The sequence below is a fragment of the Acetatifactor muris genome (genome assembly GCF_024623325.1).
Taxonomy (GTDB): domain Bacteria; phylum Bacillota; class Clostridia; order Lachnospirales; family Lachnospiraceae; genus Acetatifactor; species Acetatifactor muris.
Genome location: NZ_JANJZD010000008.1, coordinates 25807 through 43440, shown reverse-complemented (window position 1 = coordinate 43440; position 17634 = coordinate 25807). Strand labels below are relative to the sequence as shown.

Below are 17634 nucleotides of genomic sequence, written 5' to 3'. Positions count from 1 at the left end.
TCTGTTTTCCAAACAGGGGGAGCACAGGTGGATGGTGGAGATGCTGTTGCAGGCGGGGGCATGCGCCGCATTTAATTATAGGAAATATTCTGGAAATTCCCGGGATTGGGGGAATGGGAAGCCTCTTGACATAATTAAGAGCATATGTTATATTGAAAAAAATAATAGTAGTGATGGGAGTGACTACTACATGGAGACGCAGTATCTGAAAAGTCTGGGGTTTTCCCAAAACGAGGAAAAGGTATATACGGCGCTGCTTCAGCACAAGTTTCTTAATGGCTATGAGATCGCGAAGTTCTCCGGGGTGTCTCGCTCCCTGGTATACGGCGTAATCGACCGGCTGGTTAACAGGGGAATCCTTTTCCAGGTGGAAGGGGAACCGTGCTATTACCGCCCCTTGGAATATGAGAAGCTGATATCCCGGATCCGCAGAGAGCAGGAAAGCGACTTGAATCGGGCGGAGGAGTTTTTGAGCGGACTGTCCGGCGAAGAAGAGAATCAGGACTATGTGCTGAACCTGGTAGGCTATGACAGATTTATCAGGAAAGCTTTGGAACTTATCGGGGGCGCGAAGCGGGAGGTCTCACTTTCCGTCTGGAGGGAGGAGTTTGAACGCCTGCGGGAAGCGCTGGCCGCGGCTATTGCCCAGGGTGTCAAGGTTTATCTTTTTTCCTTTGAGGACATTGATCTGGCGGGGGCAAAGGTTTTCTCCTACCGCCTGCGAGACGCTTCCGGGCTGTTCCCATATCGGCGGATGACCCTGCTGGTAGACGGCACAGTGTGCCTTACCGGAGCGGACAGCGGACAGCGGAGTATTTTTACTTACACGAAAAACCACGCCATTGTTTCTCTGGCAACTGATGAGCTGGTGCTGAATATTTTCTGCCACAGATATGTGGAAAAGCAGGGGCTTCTCGCTCCCGGGAAGACATCGGAGGATTTCCTGCGGATGCTCCGTGGCCTTGCCGGACAGTTTGGCGTGGACTGGGATATGACCAAAAACCTTATGGTATACGAATTTCAGGAAAGGCGGATGCTGGAGCCGGAAAGCCCCCTGCCGGAAGAAAGGTGTGAATGCGATGGGTAAAAAGAATGTGGAACGGCTGCGGGCGAGGGAAGCGAAGGAGCTGGCCAGGCGGGAAAAGCAGCTGGAGGCCGGAAGCGGGCGGTTTTATGTGGCATACCTTTTTATGGTGCTTTCTCTGATTTATATCATTGATGAGATTGCGTCAACCATCTCTATCCAGTTCCAGTCCAACATCATCGATGAGTTTTATGTACAGGGCATGGGCATGACGTATGGGGAGGGGATGTCCTTTTCCCAGGTTTTGGGATTTATTACATACCCGCTCACGCTTTTGATCGTGGTTTACCGCCCCCTGGCCGACAGGTTCGGGCGCAAGCCCTTTCTGGTGCTCAACACTTTTGTCATGGGGCTGGGACTGTTTTTGGTCTATCTGTCGGATAATCTGGTAGTGTTCATGATCGGCGGCTCGCTGATGGGATTTATGGTTTCCCATGATATGCAGTGTGTGTATATTCTGGAGTGCTCCAGTGAGAAAACCAGGGCCAGGAATTATGCGCTGACCAAGGCAGTGGCTATTTTGGGGACCATGCTTGTCCCTCTGCTGCGGGAGACCATTATGCAGAACCAGAGTAAGAGGTGGCATATGGTGTATCTGTTCCCGGCTTTGCTGGCCTTTGCGCTGTCTTTTGCGGCCCTGTTTTTTGCAAAGGAGACAAAAACATTCCTTGTCACCCGGGTCAATTATCTGAAGACACCCATGGAAGAGCGGGAACGCCGCAGCTCCGCTGAGAAAAACAGCAATGCTCAGGGAGGTATTCTGAACGCTTTGAAATTTGCATTTAGACACCGTCAGCTTCGGTTTCTGATGCTGTCCTGCTGTTTCTTTTATTCGGCATCCCTGGCAACGGCTACTTACAATACGGTGATGAAAGAGTCCGCCATGATGACAGAGGAGGCCATCACCCAGGCACTGTTTCTCTACCCGGTGGGAAACGCGCTGATGACCTGCCTGGCCGGGCTGGTATCCGACAGGTTTGGACGGAAAGTGACCATTATCGCCATGTCCGCTTCCGCAGTGGCGTGTTACAGCCTGTTTATCGCCAATTCCATGCTGGGGCTGTCCCCCTGGGTGACAGGGCTGGCGATCGGCGGTTTCATGGGCAGCTATTGGGGCGCAGGAGACACTATCGGCGGGATCATGTTCTCGGAGTCTACGCCCACCAACCTGCGTTCCTCCGTCACCGTTATTAATACCCTGCTCAACGGGATCGTGGGAGGGCTGCTTACCATTGTGACCATTTTCGTCCTGCCGCTGCTGCCCGGGGTGGCTTTCGGATACCTGTACCTGTTCCTGACGGTGCCCGGGTTGGTCATAGCGATCTTCATCATCTGGAAGTACGTTGGCGAAACACGCGGCCTGGATCTGAAAAAAGTTACCGGAGCTGAATGGGATAAAGAAGGGAGCAAGTCATGAAGCTGGATCAATTCACATTAAAACCTGGTGAAATGCCTTTGGACGAGATCAAGCCCACCTGCGGCTTTGCCGGGATATTCAGGCAGATCGGGGTGATTGGGGATTCCCTGTCCTCCGGGGAGTTTGAGGCCCATAACCAGGATGGCGACATAACCTACCATGATATGTATGAGTATTCCTGGCCTGCTGTGCTGGAGCGCCTCACCGGGACCACATACAACAATTATTCCCGGGGCGGCATGACAGCCAGGGAATTTGTGGAGAGCTGGGCCGATGAAAACAATTTCTGGAAGTGGAATCAGGCGTACATCATAGCTTTGGGGAATAATGACGTGTTTGTCTGCGGCCAGGCCCCGGGCACAGCTGCCGATATCCACCCCGACAGGCCCGAACTGAACCCGGATACTTTCTTTGGGGATCTGGGCCGTATCCTGTCCCGGCTGAAAGGGATAGAAAAGGATGCGCGGTTATTCCTGGTGTCCATGCAGCGCAGGGGGGAGGAATTGGGCGACCCCATCATTCTGGCTATTGCGGAGGAAATGAAAAAGGTGTGCGGTTTATTTTCTTTCACCTATCTCATTGACATGTCTCATGATGGCCCGACTTACGATGAGGAGATGCGCAAGACATTCGGCCTGGGTTTTCATCCCAATGCGGTTGGATATTACAGCTATGCGTTGATGGTGGGGAATTATATGGATTACATTATCCGCGCCAATCCAAGGGATTTCTTTGAAGTGCCTTTTATCGGTATGGGGCTCAAGAATCGGGATGTAGCGTATGAAGTACCTGCAGCGGACTAAGAGCCTTACATGCTATCATAAATCAGGAATCATGTGTGTGAAAAATGTTTTCTGTGGTTATATTCAAGACCATCAGAGTTTACTGATCTGCCTAAGGCGGGCATATACGGGTGGTGGTAAATAGATAGTCCAACAAAACCACCGCCAGATTCGCTCCATTCAGACAGAAGGGTAATTTGGGGACATCAAGGAGAACGAGGACTTCCGCAGGTTCGGCTGTCGTTCCCAGGAAAAAGCGGCAAAGAAAAAGATATGTAATAAAAACATTCCCACAAGAATGCAGTGTCTATGGAACACTGATTTTTGAGGGAATGTTTTTGTTAGGGGATCAAATGCTTTAAATCTGTAGTTTCCCAACAGTCTCTTTTTGTGCGCATTAATGCGCAACTAAATTGCGCTCAGAAAACATATATTTGTATAAAATGTATATTCTCAAAAGCGATATTTGAAAAATATATAAATTGACAACAAAAAAATTATTTTCTATAATTTTAATGAAGTTAATATTTCGGAAAGAACCAGGAAGTAAGAGAAAATGAGCGCAACAAATTGCGCAACTGAAAGAAAGGAAGAAGAAAAAGAGCATGAAGAAATTTTTGAAGAAGCTGTACAAGTATCGAGTTTATCTTCTAATGCTGTCACCGGCGGTGATCTATACGCTGGTATTTGCGTATTACCCCATGACGGGAATCGTAATGGCTTTCAAAAAGTATAATTATGCCGGAGGTATCTGGGGAAGTCCCTGGAACGGATTTGAAAATTTTAAATTTTTCTTCAAATCAGGGCAGGCGGCAATGGTGACCAGGAATACCGTTCTGTACAATATTCTCTTTATCGTCTGCGGAACCATAGTGCAGGTGGCGGTGGCAGTGTTCCTCACGGAAATCCATAACAAGTGGTTCCGGAAGATTTCTCAGTCCATGATGTTTCTGCCCTACTTTATTTCCTGGGTTATCGTGGGTGTGATGGCCTTCAATCTGTTCAGCTCGGATTATGGTTTTATCAACCGGATTATCGCGGCGTTGGGAGGAGAAAAGGTTCCGTTTTATACCAGCCCGAAGTCCTGGCCGTTTATTCTCCTCTTTTTTAATATCTGGAAAGGGGTGGGATATGGCTCTGTCATGTATCTGGCGGCGATCATGGGCGTGGACACCTCCATTTACGAAGCGGCGGCCATCGACGGCGCCAATGTGTTCCAGAGAATTTTCAAGGTGACCATTCCCTCCATCATGCCTACCATGGTGATTCTGTTCCTGATGAGCATCGGCGGAATTTTCAGAGGAAATTTCGACATGTTCTACAACCTGGTTGGAAATAACGGCCTGCTGTTCGAGTATACGGATGTCATTGACACGCTGGCCATGAGAGCGCTGATTTCCAGCAACAACTTCGGTATGTCGGCGGCAATCGGACTCTTCCAGTCAGTACTGTGCTTCGTTACGGTTCTGCTGGCCAACAAACTGGTAAGCATCTATGACAAAGACTATACATTGTTCTGAGGGAGGTGGAGAATATGGCAAAGACAAATAATCATCTGGGTAAAGTAAAAGTCGGTAAAGACGTGATTGCGCTCCACACCATGGCCTATGTGTTCTGCGGACTCATTGCGGTGGTCTGCCTGGTACCCTTTATCATGGTGCTGTCAGGTTCCTTTTCCTCGGAATCGGCGATCTCGGCAAACGGATTTTCCGTGCTTCCCCAGGAGTTCACGCTGGAAGCTTACAAAAATGTATTCAGAGAGCCCATTGTCATCTTCCGGGCTTACGGTACTACTATTGTGCTGACCATAGTGGGAATGATTGTGGGACTTCTGGTTCAGACAATGACGGCATATGTGCTGGCGAGAAAAGATTTCGAATGGAGAAATGGTTTTTCCTTTTTCTTCTACTTTACCACACTGTTCAACGGCGGTCTGGTGCCCACTTTTATCCTGTATACCCAGACGCTGAAACTGAAAGACAGCTATCTGGCGCTGCTGCTTCCGCTGATGTTCAGTGTCTACAATCTGCTGATTATGAAGAGCTATATCATCGGCATTCCGGAATCCCTGGTGGACGCGGCCAAAATCGACGGCTGCGGAGAAGTCAGAACCCTGTTCCAGGTGGTAATGCCTCTGATCAAACCGGCCCTGGCGGCGGTGGGACTGTTCATTGCGCTGGCTTACTGGAACGACTGGTACAATGCCATGCTGTACATTAAGGATGAAGCGAAGTATCCTTTGCAGTACTTCCTGTATCAGAAGGTAAATAATATAGAGGCTTATAAAAAGCTGATTTCCAGCGGCGCCGTGTCCGGCTCCGTGGTGAGCGCCATATCGCTGCCAACCCAGACCCTGAAGATGGCACTGACCATCGTGGTAACCGGTCCCATCATTCTGGCATTCCCTGTCGCACAGAAATATTTCGTGCAGGGTATTACCATCGGCGCGGTGAAAGGCTGAATTACGGTACTGCCCGCCATATCCTGAAGGCGGTGAAAATAGAGTACACTTACAAATTTAAGGAGGTAAGTATGAAAAAAAGATTGCAGAAAGTAATGACATTGTTTCTGAGTACTGCCATGACTGTGGCAATGCTTGCAGGCTGCGGAGACAGCGGAAATGATCAGGGCGGCGGCTCAGGTGCCGGAGATAATACCGGGGGGGGCAGTTTCCGGAGAGAACAGTTCCGCAGAAGCTTCTGGCGGCGGTTCCACAGGAGCCATAGACACTTCCGAGCATGTGGAGTTGAAAATGTATCTGATCGGTGACAGAACCCCTGATTTCGACGAAGTATACGGTGAGATCAACAAGATTCTGGAGGAGAAGCTGAACTGCTCCATCTCCGTGGACTTTCTGTCCTGGGGCGAGCATGATACCAAGTATTCCCTGTTGTTCTCCGGTCAGGAAGAGTTCGACCTGATCTTCACTGCGGCAGGCTGGGCACATTATCAGCAGACAGTGGCTCTGGGCGGTTTCTATCCGCTGTCCGAGGAATTTATTCAGACCTATGCGCCGGATATCTGGGAAGTGGTTCCCGAAGTGGCATGGCAGCAGGCTACCATTGACGGACAGGTGTACATGGTGCCCAATTACAACAGTGAGTTTGGCCAGGATGTGCTGGCAGTCCGCGGGGATCTGCTTGAGAAATACGGCATGAAGGATATCACCAGCTGGGATGAGCTACGCCAGTTCTATCTGGCCTGTGCAGCGGACGGTATGTATGCCAGCCAGGGAGGTCCCTGGTATACCTGGTTCAGAGGACAGGGCTTCAGAGGCATTACCGGAACCCCGAAGTCGGGAGAAACTGTGCTGTTCAATAATGATGACCCCAATGACACGAAAGTCTATTATCTGCTGGACTGGGATGGCTTCAGTGAGTACTGCCATCAGATGAAGGAACTGGCGGATGCGGGATGCTGGTCCAAGGATGTGCTGAATTCCGGCGATGAGCGTCAGACAGGTCTGCTTACCGGCAGGGCGGCAACCATGGTATGGAATATGGGCTCCTGTGTGACATACGGAAAACAGGCCAATGCAGAGCATCCTGAGTGGAAGGTCACCATATGTGATCCGCAGGCTGATCGTGCGAAGGATGTCAATCCCTATACCAACAATGGTGTGGCTATCAATATCAACAGCCAGCACAAGGAAAGAGCCATGATGGTACTGAACGAGTTCTACTGTAATCCTGCCATTCAGGATCTGGCCATGCTGGGCATCGAAGGAAAACACTGGAAGGCCGTGGGCGACGATCAGTATGAGGTAATCGACGAGAGTGGTTACGGTGTATCCAGCAACTGTAACTGGGGATGGAACAACGAGAGCATTCAGAGAAAAGAATATATTGCGGATAAAACTGCTCTGGATGAGAGACAGGAAGAACTGGAAGCACTTTGGAAAACGAATATCAAAGAGACAGAGAATCCATACCGCGGATTCAGCTTTGACTCCCAGAATGTGAGTACACAGTTTGCAGCTGTGGAAGCGGCAATGGGAACATACTATGATCCGCTGCTGAACGGTCTGGTAGACGATGTGGATGCTTCCATCGAAGCATTGCGCAAGGCTATGGACGATGCCGGCATGCAGGATATCCTGGATGAAGTAGAGCGCCAGGCGAAGGAGTTCCTGGAGAATAATTAAACTGTCATGCAGACTGCGATAAAGAGGGGCAGCGGTTGAAGGCTGCCCCTCTCCTATAATTTTTATCAAGTTAAATTATATGGAAGAATGTGAAAAGTGCGCAACAAAATGCACAATTCCGGGCGCCTGAAAAGCGGTTCCGGAGATTGCCTGGCATCAGGAGGGGCAGTGATCAGTCACCGCACCTCTTTTTTATAAAAGATCAGTATCAGCCGGCGTAAGGGTATTGGATGGACTGATACGGGACTTTAGAGCTGTCGCGCAGCGACTGGAACAGGAGGACAACATGAGGAATCAAATCAACATCATTTCCAAAGGGAAGGCGCCGGAACTGCTTCCCATGAGCGGAAAGGATAAGGACGGGAATCTGTATCAGGTGGACAATGTCAGCCTGCTGAAAAACGGGAAGAGAATTCTTCCTGTGATGGGAGAATTCCATTATTCCAGGTATGAGCCGGAGAGCTGGGAGGAAGAGCTGGAGAAGATGAAGGCCGGCGGCATCAATATTGTGGCCACCTATATTTTCTGGATTCACCACGAGGAGAGGGAAGGCGAATGGGACTTCAGCGGCTGCAGGGATCTGAGACATTTTCTGGAGCTGTGTGAGAAGACAGGACTGCAGGTATGGCTGCGCATCGGACCATGGGCCCACGGGGAGTGCAGGAACGGAGGATTCCCGGACTGGATTGCCTGCATGGACAAGGAGAAAGTGCGCGTGAATGAACCGGAGTACCTGGGGTATGTGGAGAAATATTTCGGGAAACTGGGTGAGCAGTGCCGGGGAATGATGTGTAAGGACGGGGGGCCGGTGATCGGCGTGCAGCTGGAGAACGAGTACGGACACTGCGGCGGCCCGGCGGAGACCGAAAAAGGACTTGCCCATATGGCGCAGCTGAAAAGAAAAGCCATAGCCGCGGGATTTGAAGTGCCTTACTATTCTGCCACCGGCTGGGGATCCTATGTGTTGGAAGAAGAGACGCTTCCGGCGCTGGGGGGCTATGTGGATGCACCCTGGGCCACACACACGAAGGAACTGCCGGCAGGTGTGAATTTCCTGTTCTCTTCTTATAAAATAGATGACAATATTGGTTCCGACCGCAAGAGTCATGACGGCAGCAGAACCACCTATGATTTATACAGATATCCCTGGATAACAGCGGAACTGGGGGCCGGGATTCAGCCCACCAGCCACAGACGTCCCTTCCCCTGGCCGGAGGATACAGAGGCTCAGGCGCTGTGTATCCTGGGAAGCGGCGGAAATATGCCGGGCTATTACATGTATCACGGAGGCATCAACCCCGAGGGAAAATACAGCACACTCCAGGAATCTCAGGCGACGGACATCTACAACAATCTTCCTGTCAAATGCTATGATTTCCAGACCTGTATCAGAGAGTCCGGAGAGCTGAACGAAAGCTATGGCAGACTGAAGAAAATGCATTTTCTGATGGAGGATTACGGGGAGATTCTGGCCGGGGCGGAAGTCCATTTCCCGGAGATTCTTCCGGAATCACCGGAAGATATGCATACCATCCGGGCTGCTGTGAGAATGAATCATGATACAGGGGTGGGGTTCCTGTTCCTGAACAATCATCAGAGGCGGAGAAAAATGGAGCCTCACGAAGACTTTGCCATGGAATTGCTTACAGAAAAGGGAAGCGTGACAGTTCCCCATCTGTCTCTGAAAACGGGAGAATGCGCGGTTATTCCATTTGACCTGCCGGTGGGAGACAAAAAGCTGGAACTGACCAATGCAAGCCTGCTGTGCAGAATCGGAGAGAGAGTATTTTTCTATACTGACCTGGAGAATCCTCTGTTCCAGTGGGAAGAGGAAGAAGGAAATGTCGTGGTATTGTCCACGAAAGAGGCAAACCGTGCTTTCAGGACAGAGGATACGCTGTATATCGTGGAACATGGTGACAGCTGCCTTATGGAGATGGATGGGGGGAAATATCTGCTGACGAAGGCGGCGCAGGAGAAACTGACCGTTTATCGGGAGACGGGAGAGGCGCAAAGCATTACTGTCAGTGTGCCCGAGACGGTGAAACCCGAAGCGAAGACCTCGTTTGTGAGGGAGGAAAAAGATGCGGACGGAAAGCTGCTCTGGCGCGAATATGCGTTGACTATGAGCGGATTTCGGAAGGAAGCGGTGCATCAGCTGTATGCTTCCATAGATTATCTGGGAGACCGGGCGGAAGTTTATCGGAATGGAGCTTTGGCAGACGATTGGTTTACCAACGGAGAGAGATGGCATTTTGCGCTGAGACGCTTTGATTATCCCGAAGAGCTCATTATCCGGATTTATGCCAGCGATAATCCGCTACCCTGCAGCTATGGAACGGAAGTGTACTATGATCTGCCGGTGGAAAGCGGCTGCGAGCTGCGCGGTGCCGAATTGCTGCCGGAGTACCGCCTTGAACTGAGGGGATAAAGACAGTCATCCGGCGGCTTTTGCACCGGTGGGAGGCGTGGAGTCTTATCTGCCGGAGAGCAGTGTGAAAGTGCCGGGGGACGGTGTACAGAGGCCTGTCTGGTACATGATGGGCGAGCTGGATCTGGGGGAAGGATGGAATCTGACAGAAGGAGGAAGGAATCTGACGGGGGTCAGAACACTGTGTGCGTGCAATCATACGGACTGGAATCAGGCCCGGAGATATGAGAACGGCATTTACCGACATGCTGTATCCTGCAATGAGGAGCAGGTGCCCATGGTGCGCTTTACCGGGGTAAAAGGCTGGCCTCATACCTATACCAGAGAGGCGGCCCGGATGATATGGGATGAATTTTTCTGTAAATATTCCAGGAACGAAGACGGCACGATTGCCTATATGGGACATACAGTTAAGGGGTAAAATGAAACAGGAAGAGATAGCAAGAGAGCTGGGATTATCAAAGAGTACGGTGTCCAGGGCGTTATCCGGAAAAGGGAGAATCGGCAGGGAGACCAGAATCAGAATTCAGAATTTTATCAGAGAGCAGGATGCAGGTGAAAAAGAGGATACACAGGCGAAGACCGAGACCCGGACGCTGGGAGTGGTATTTCCCAATGATATCTATGCCAACGGTCATCCCTATTTTCTGGAATGTCTGCTGGGAATCTGTGAGACGACTTCTCTGCTGGATTATAATGTGATGATTACGGTGGGGACTGCTCAGGACATTTCCGGCATACGGAAAATGGTGGAGCAGAAGAAGGTGGATGGTGTCCTCCTGACCAGAAGTCTGGAGGACGATAAGGCGCTGCGGTATCTGCTGGAAGCGAAATGTCCGGTGGGAGTGACCGGCCTGTGCGAGTATGGGGAAGTCATTCAGGCGGATATCGACAATGAAGGGGCGGCGGAGAGTCTGATTTCACTCCTGATCGGAAAGGGGTTCCGCAAGTTTGCACTGGTGGTGGATAATCTGTCTTTCCATGTGAACAGAAGCCGGTATAACGGATTCTATAATGCGATTTTGAAGAGCGGGCTGCAAAAGGAGAATCAGGCATTTTATATGGGGAAATTTCAGAAGGACCTGTGCGATTCCGTGATACAGGATATGATGGCGAAAAAGGTGGAGTGCGTGGTCTGCGGGGATGATATTCTGTGCAGTCAGATGTTCTCCAGGATACAGTCAAAGGGATATCGCATTCCCAGAGATATCGCCGTGGCATCTCTGTACAACAGTTCTCTGCTGGACAGCTTTCTGCCACTGGTCACGGCGGTGAACTCCTCTGCCAGAACAGTGGGAAACGTCATTGGAAAGCAGATGATTCAGTTTCTTCAGGGAAGAGAATACCAGAAGAAGACAATGATAGACTATGAGATTCTGATGCGTAAATCAACGGAGAGAAGGTAAATAATATGTTTTATAAAGGAATGGATATATCTTTTGTGCCTCAATATGAGGCGGAAGGGATACAGATGAAAGATATGGATGGGACCGTTATGGATCCGTTTGACCTGGCACAGAAATATGGGGTGAACGCCATTCGGCTGCGCATCTGGCATACCCCGGAGAATGTAAAGCATTCGGGCGGATACTGCAATCTGCAACATACGATTGCCATGGCGAAGCGCATCAAAGCACATGATATGGCATTCATGCTGGACTTTCACTATTCGGACTTCTGGGCGGACCCGGGCCATCAGGTAAAACCGAAGGCGTGGGAGAACTTCAGCCTGGAAGAGCTGCAGGAGGCCGTTTATTCTTATACGAGGGATACCCTTCTGGAGCTGAAGCGGCAGGAGGTGATGCCGGATATTGTGCAGATCGGCAATGAGATCAGAAGCGGATTGCTGTTCCCCGAGGGAGAGCTGCCCCGGTATGAGCAGATGGTAAAGCTGGTCAATGCAGGTATCGAAGGGGCGAAGGCTGTGGGAGACCCGGATCTGAAAATCATGATTCATCTGGATCAGGGCGGCAGATATTTTTACCTGAAAGAATGGTTTGATAAGTCCTTCCGGAATGGGCTGAAAGATTTCGATTTGATTGGTTTGTCTTATTATCCCTTCTGGCATGGAACCTACACGGATCTGAAGGAAACCATGGAACGTCTGATTGGGGATTATCACAAGCCTGTCATGATTGTGGAGACTGCACATGCCTGGAGAAAATGTGAGGGCGGCTTCATTGATGAGATGCAGGAAAAGATAGCGGGATTTCCGGCAAATCCTCAGGGACAGCGACAGGTTCTGGAGCTGGTCAGCAGTATTGTGGCGTCGCTGCCGGACCATATGGGGCAGGGGATTTTCTACTGGGAGCCTCTGTGCGTGCCGAAGGAGGCTGAGGGCGGCTGGGCCGGCAACATGGGGATTCTGGACGAAGAAGGAAAGGCGATGGAAGGAATCCTGGCCTTTACCTTTGACAGCGAGCATGTGGAGAAGGACAGATGGGCGAAGATATATGAACCTCAGACAATTGTCGCCCAGACGGGCCAGACGGTGCTGCTGCCGGAGACCGTGTCCGTCCTGCTGGCAGACGGAAGGATAAAGCAGGAAAAGGTAACCTGGCAGGAAGGCAATTCTGTTACCTGTACCGAAATCGGAAGTCGCATCGTATATGGGCAGGCGGGAGAAAGAAAGAGCCCCGTACAGATGGAAATCCGGACGGAACGCACGCTGGAAGCCGGCGCAAATCTTGTGGCGGATCCCAACTGGGACGAAGGGATGAGCAGATGGCAGGTGGAGAGCAGCGGGGATGAAGTGATTGCCCAGCTTTTCCCTGAGTTCGTGGATCCTTATCCGGCGCCGCCTCTCAACGCGCTGCGGGTGGAATGTGCGAGACATTTCAGGTATCAGATCAGCCAGCAGGTGACGTTGGCGGAAGCGGGGCAATACTGTCTGCAGGCCGAGTTCCAGGGGACAGATACCACGGGAGTGGATGTGCGGCTTTTTGCCAGACAGGGGGAGACGGTGCGGGAACTGGTGATGCATCTCACGGAACATGGCTTTGAAGCCGGACGTATAGAAGACCTGGAGCTGGAGAAGGGGACTGTGACCATAGGTGTACATATTGACGCGTCGCCCATGTATGGGATGGTGCGGAGGTTTTCTCTGGTACGGACGGGATGAGCTGAATGAACTTTCCCTTAAATACTGTCAGCCGGGCTTTGAACAGTCCGGCTGCTTTTGTTTGCCCAGCATGGGCAGTAATCTAACGGGTGAAAGTCCCGAGTGTGCCTAGGCAACGAGGAAACACATAGCTGAACAGCAAGGGTGTCCACCGCGAGATGGAATCTGAAAGAAGCTGTAAGCAAACCCTTGGTCCGACGGACAGGAACCGCATAAAAGGCTGGGAAATGCGGATAAGTCTGCAAAAGAAGATGAAGTCCAAAAGTTGCCGGAAGTACCAGTAAATGCGGCGGATAGGTGAGGGGAAAGATACTGCGCCTTAACTGGGGAGGTCTCACAGGCGGTCTCATTAGCCGTAGTAACAACGAACTGTGAGGAACAATATCAATCCCAATCCTATTATTGCAGACGGAAAACATGAAGCAATCATACCGGATGAGTTATGGGAACAGGTTCAGTTTATAATTTCACTGGAAAAATAAAGGAACCACCGTATGCCACAGCAATATGGTCCGGGTAGAAAAAGCGAATACGTTTGTGTACAATCAACTGGATAAACTGTTAAGCGACGAGAAATTCTTTAAAGAGGTTGTGGGCAGAGTTAACCGGGAGCATAGAATCTTAAAGGAAAACGCCATAAAGGAACGGGGAGTCCAGGAAAAGAGCTTGGAAAAAATCAAGGTTCGCCAACAGAGAAACCATGAACTCTACGAAGACAGCGAGATTTCCAGGGAGGAATTTTTAACACGCAGGGAGGAATTAAACCGGCAGCTATGTGAACTTCGTGAAAAACAGACGGAAACATCCATGGTGATTCTGGAAGAAGGGAAAAAAGAAATTCCCAAAGAAACCATCCGGGAGATATTAAAAAATTTCAGCAGGATTTTGTCCAGCGACATTGACCGTACCATTCGGAAACGTCTGTTACATCTTTTGATTTCAGAGATTACAATCGACCAGCACCGGAACATAGATTCTATCAAACTGAAGCTATCAGATGAGCTGATTCAATTTCTACAGGGCTATGGCGGCACACCACCAGACGGTGCGCCGTCTGTTTTTATGTTCCGGGAACTGGGGATTAAGACCTTGGATTTGGAGCTTGTGTTATCATAAATAAATTTAATCAGAAAGAAGGATGAAAAGGTGATGAAAAACAATTTGAACCGGTATATTGCGGCAGAATATGAAAATTTGAAATCAGAGCTGGAGCAGAGGGAGTTTGTGGAAAAAATAAGGTTCCTGATGATGGCAAAGGACAAAGGTTTTACAGATTACTATTCCAGCCGAACCCTGACAAAAGAAGAATTTTATTCGGTGGCAGATACACTCTATGCACTGAACAACCTGTGGAGGTTGTCAGGATTTATCCGTCAGAACAGACAGGTCTTGTTTCAGGAAGTCCGAAGTAGCATGAACGGCCTGAAAAGTCCGGATTTCACGGAAACGTGCAGATTTGGAAAGGAAACCATGCTGTCAAGAATGTTCCAGGTCATGGAAAGATTTCAGTTAAATAACTGTATGGTGGCAGAGGATGGGGGTTCGGGTTATACTGTGGCTACCCGGAGGATGAAAGCATACTCATTTACAACAAGGAATGGGAAAAATGTGCCGCAGATTATCCTGCAGGGGAACTGGGTGGAGCAGTGGGGCTTTGAAATTGGCTGTAGCGTGTCTGTGGAGTGTTACCAGAATAAGCTGGTTATCTTGAAGGATTAAAAAGGAAAAAATGGCGGGAGACAGGTTCTCGGCTTATTGTAATTTGCCGGAAGTCTGTGTATAATAGAAATAGATAATAGGGATTAAAAAAAATACACATTTTCCGGCAGTGGTTTATGGAAAGAAAGCAGGTGGATAAAATGGGAGACATGGAAACAAAGCAGACAAAATGGGAAGAATTAAGCATATCCAATGATTTCCTGTTTGGCAAGGTCATGCAGAATCCGGAATTGTGCAAAGAGTTATTGCAAAGGATTCTCCCGGATTTGAACATTGAACGCATTGAATATCCAGAATTACAGAAAAGTATTAACATGGATATGGATGCTCGTAGTGTGAGGCTGGATGTGTATGTAAGAGATGAGAAAGAAGTTGTTTACGACATAGAAATGCAGGTGAGCCATACAAAGGAACTTCCTAAGAGAAGCCGGTATTATCAGAGTATGATAGACCTGCAGCTTATCGACAAAGGGCAGCTTTATGATGAGTTAAAGCGAAGCTATGTTATATTTATCTGTCCATTTGATTTATATGGGAAAGGGCGGCATATTTATACCTTTGAAAATATCTGTAAAGAAGACGGTAGCATTTCTATGGGTGATGAGGCGGTAAAGATATTTCTCAATGCAAAAGGAACTCTGGATGATGTGAGTGATGAATTAAAGGCGTTCCTTGATTATGTGGCAGGGAAGAAGCCGAAGGATGCCTATGTGGAGAGATTGGAAGAAGCTGTAAAAGAGGCCAAGAAGAATAGAGAATGGAGGCATGAGTATATGACGTTGTTGATGAGAGACCAGGAGAATGTGAAAAAAGGTGAGGAAATGTTGGCAAAATTAATAATACTTTTAAGTGAAGATGGCCGTTTATCAGACGTTATCAAAGTATCACAGGATAAAGAGTATCGTCAGGAACTTTATGTGGAATATCATATCATTTAAAAGCAGAGCATCACAGGGCAGAAAATTTTAAAGATTTTCTGTCCTTAATAATATTATGAGATTTTTCGCATTTAGGTATGTTATGGACAGCCATACCATAAGTAAAGGCGAAGTTTTGAGGAAGGCCAGAAAGTGCAAGAAAGCTAAGATTTAGGCGGAAAATAGAGGGTTGTCAAAAGTTGTTTTAAGATAATACTATGAAAATTTTCGTACTTAAGGTTGTTATGGAGAACCATATCACAAGTAAGTGCGAAGTTATGTAGAAGTACAGAAGATTTATGGGAAAAGTATATTAGATTAGACAGAATTACTGTTTTTGGCGGATCCGGACAATGAGGTGGGTGAGCATTTTGAAGTATTAAAGAATTCTGCAGATGGGCATCAGCTTTTGACAGACAGCAGGAAAAGGAACAGTACGGGAAAGGACTTCAGATGAACTTGAAAGAAAATGAAACGAAAGTTAAGAACAATACCACGCACACCAAAGATATGACCACAGGGAATCCCTATTCCCTGATGCTGGGGTTTGCGCTGCCGATTTTCCTGAGCCAGGTATTTCAGCAGCTGTATAATACGGCGGACGCCTTTATCGTGGGCAGGTATTTGGGCACCAATGCGCTGGCGGCAGTGACGTCCTCGGGGACGCTGATTTTTCTGATGATCAGCTTTTTTGCCGGGATTGCCATGGGTGCGGGTGTGGTGACATCCCGCTATTTCGGTGCGGGGGACAGGGAGCAGGTCTCCCGGTCCATTCATACAGTGCTGGCTTTCGGTCTTGTTGCAGGCATACTGCTGACAGTGGTGGGTGTGGCATTCACTCCCACGTTTCTGGTGTGGATGCAGACGGACCCGGAAGTACTGCCGGAGGCGATATCCTATTTTCGCTATTATTTTCTCGGCTCTCTGGCATTGGTCCTGTACAATGTCTGCCGCAGTATCATGAATGCTTTGGGAGACAGCCGTAGGCCGCTGTATTATCTGATTTTTTCTTCTATATTAAATGTAGTGCTGGATGTGGTGTTCCTGGCCGCATTCCACTGGGGCGTCTGGGCGGCGGCTGTGGCCACGGTAATTTCTCAGGCGGCCAGCGTGGTGCTCTGCATGATACATCTGACCCGCAAAGGGAATGTGTTCACCGTGGAATGGAGGAAGATTCGTTTTCATAAGGATATGCTGCGGGAGATCATCCATAATGGTCTGCCTTCCGGGGTGCAGAATTCTGTGATTGCCTTTGCCAATGTGATTGTGCAGTCCCAGATTAACTCTTTCGGCAGGCTGGCCATGGCGGCCTATGGAACCCATGCGAAAATCGAAGGCTTTGCCTTTCTGCCCATTACCAGCTTTAATATGGCCAGCACTACATTTATCAGCCAGAACCTGGGTGCCAGGGAATATGACCGTGCGAAGAAAGGGGCACGTTTCAGCATTCTGGCGGCGGTATTGTCAGCGGAAGTGATAGGAGTATTCTGTTACATTTTTGCACCGAAGCTGATAGGAATGTTTGACCAGAATCCCGGTGTCATCGAACTGGGGGTCCGGCAGGCCCATACAGTTGCATTGTTCTACTGCCTGCTGGCATTTTCTCATTCTGTGGCGGCGGTATGCCGGGGGGCAGGCAAGGCGTTTGTGCCCATGTGCGTCATGCTGGCGGTCTGGTGTGTGCTGAGGATTACCTACATATTCGCGGTCATGCAGTTGACCCATGAGATTGGCTATATTTACTGGGCTTATCCGCTGACCTGGGCCATCAGTTCGGTGATTTATCTGATTTACTACCTGTGCTGCGACTGGATTCACGGGTTTGATAACAGTTCAGGACCTGTCTGAACTGTTATCGTTTAGACTGGGAAATAGCCTGGAAAAGTGTAAATGTGAATTGACTTTTATAAGTATGCGTGATAAACTTATCTCCTCGCGTCAGCGATAAAACTGAATATTTTACCTTCGGTATCTGCTGGCAAAATCCAGCGGAACCAGACCGACTTGGCAAGATATGAT

At 49.3% G+C, this 17634-nt stretch carries 15 protein-coding genes and 1 pseudogene; all 16 read left to right on the top strand.

The features are described 5' to 3' along the window. Nucleotides 1–190: 190 nt before the first annotated feature. Entirely contained in the window at nucleotides 191–1087 is an 897-nt protein-coding gene (locus tag NSB25_RS09115; protein ID WP_172454896.1) for a TrmB family transcriptional regulator, read from the top strand. Next, nucleotides 1080–2501, top strand: a complete 1422-nt coding sequence (locus NSB25_RS09110) for an MFS transporter (RefSeq protein WP_103237473.1) — start codon at nucleotides 1080–1082, stop codon at nucleotides 2499–2501. The genes NSB25_RS09115 and NSB25_RS09110 overlap by 8 nt, the downstream gene beginning before the upstream one ends. Continuing rightward, nucleotides 2498–3304, top strand: a complete 807-nt coding sequence (locus NSB25_RS09105; RefSeq protein ID WP_103237472.1) for an SGNH/GDSL hydrolase family protein — start codon at nucleotides 2498–2500, stop codon at nucleotides 3302–3304. Before NSB25_RS09110 ends, NSB25_RS09105 begins: the two co-directional genes overlap by 4 nt. Before the next feature lie 142 nt (nucleotides 3305–3446). Continuing rightward, nucleotides 3447–3551, top strand: a pseudogene (locus NSB25_RS30025) (transposase); the annotation flags it as partial. A 337-nt stretch (nucleotides 3552–3888) separates the two neighbouring features. Continuing rightward, on the top strand, nucleotides 3889–4803 hold the full coding sequence (locus NSB25_RS09100) for an ABC transporter permease (protein ID WP_103237471.1): 915 nt from the start codon (nucleotides 3889–3891) through the stop codon (nucleotides 4801–4803). A gap of 14 nt (nucleotides 4804–4817) precedes the next feature. Further along, nucleotides 4818–5744 carry a carbohydrate ABC transporter permease gene (locus NSB25_RS09095; RefSeq protein ID WP_103237470.1) on the top strand — a complete coding sequence of 309 codons (927 nt, stop codon included), beginning with the start codon at nucleotides 4818–4820 and terminating at the stop codon, nucleotides 5742–5744. A gap of 159 nt (nucleotides 5745–5903) precedes the next feature. Beyond that, on the top strand, nucleotides 5904–7427 hold the full coding sequence (locus tag NSB25_RS09090; RefSeq protein WP_103237469.1) for an ABC transporter substrate-binding protein: 1524 nt from the start codon (nucleotides 5904–5906) through the stop codon (nucleotides 7425–7427). A 286-nt stretch (nucleotides 7428–7713) separates the two neighbouring features. Continuing rightward, nucleotides 7714–9858: a beta-galactosidase gene (locus tag NSB25_RS09085; protein WP_103237468.1), complete on the top strand. Its 2145-nt coding sequence runs from the start codon at nucleotides 7714–7716 to the stop codon at nucleotides 9856–9858. Between the two features lie 37 nt (nucleotides 9859–9895). Next, complete coding sequence (locus NSB25_RS09080) at nucleotides 9896–10279, top strand: hypothetical protein (protein ID WP_146039926.1); 384 nt, start codon at nucleotides 9896–9898, stop codon at nucleotides 10277–10279. 1 nt (nucleotide 10280) lies between these two features. Further along, on the top strand, nucleotides 10281–11264 hold the full coding sequence (locus NSB25_RS09075) for a LacI family DNA-binding transcriptional regulator (RefSeq protein WP_172454895.1): 984 nt from the start codon (nucleotides 10281–10283) through the stop codon (nucleotides 11262–11264). A gap of 5 nt (nucleotides 11265–11269) precedes the next feature. Continuing rightward, the gene (locus NSB25_RS09070; protein WP_103237465.1) at nucleotides 11270–12979 is read left to right on the top strand and encodes a glycosyl hydrolase 53 family protein; all 1710 of its coding nucleotides are present in this window, start codon (nucleotides 11270–11272) and stop codon (nucleotides 12977–12979) included. A gap of 371 nt (nucleotides 12980–13350) precedes the next feature. Continuing rightward, nucleotides 13351–13461 carry a recombinase family protein gene (locus tag NSB25_RS29910; protein ID WP_146039925.1) on the top strand — a complete coding sequence of 37 codons (111 nt, stop codon included), beginning with the start codon at nucleotides 13351–13353 and terminating at the stop codon, nucleotides 13459–13461. 55 nt (nucleotides 13462–13516) lie between these two features. Then, entirely contained in the window at nucleotides 13517–14095 is a 579-nt protein-coding gene (locus NSB25_RS09065; RefSeq protein WP_242982225.1) for a hypothetical protein, read from the top strand. 33 nt (nucleotides 14096–14128) lie between these two features. After that, the gene (locus NSB25_RS09060; protein ID WP_103237464.1) at nucleotides 14129–14698 is read left to right on the top strand and encodes a SymE family type I addiction module toxin; all 570 of its coding nucleotides are present in this window, start codon (nucleotides 14129–14131) and stop codon (nucleotides 14696–14698) included. A 116-nt stretch (nucleotides 14699–14814) separates the two neighbouring features. Then, nucleotides 14815–15636, top strand: coding sequence for an Rpn family recombination-promoting nuclease/putative transposase (locus NSB25_RS09055; RefSeq protein WP_242982224.1), 822 nt, complete (start codon nucleotides 14815–14817; stop codon nucleotides 15634–15636). Between the two features lie 432 nt (nucleotides 15637–16068). Next, a complete protein-coding gene (locus NSB25_RS09050; protein WP_172454894.1) occupies nucleotides 16069–17463 on the top strand; it encodes an MATE family efflux transporter in 1395 nt (464 codons plus the stop codon). The last annotated feature ends 171 nt before the right edge of the window (nucleotides 17464–17634 follow it).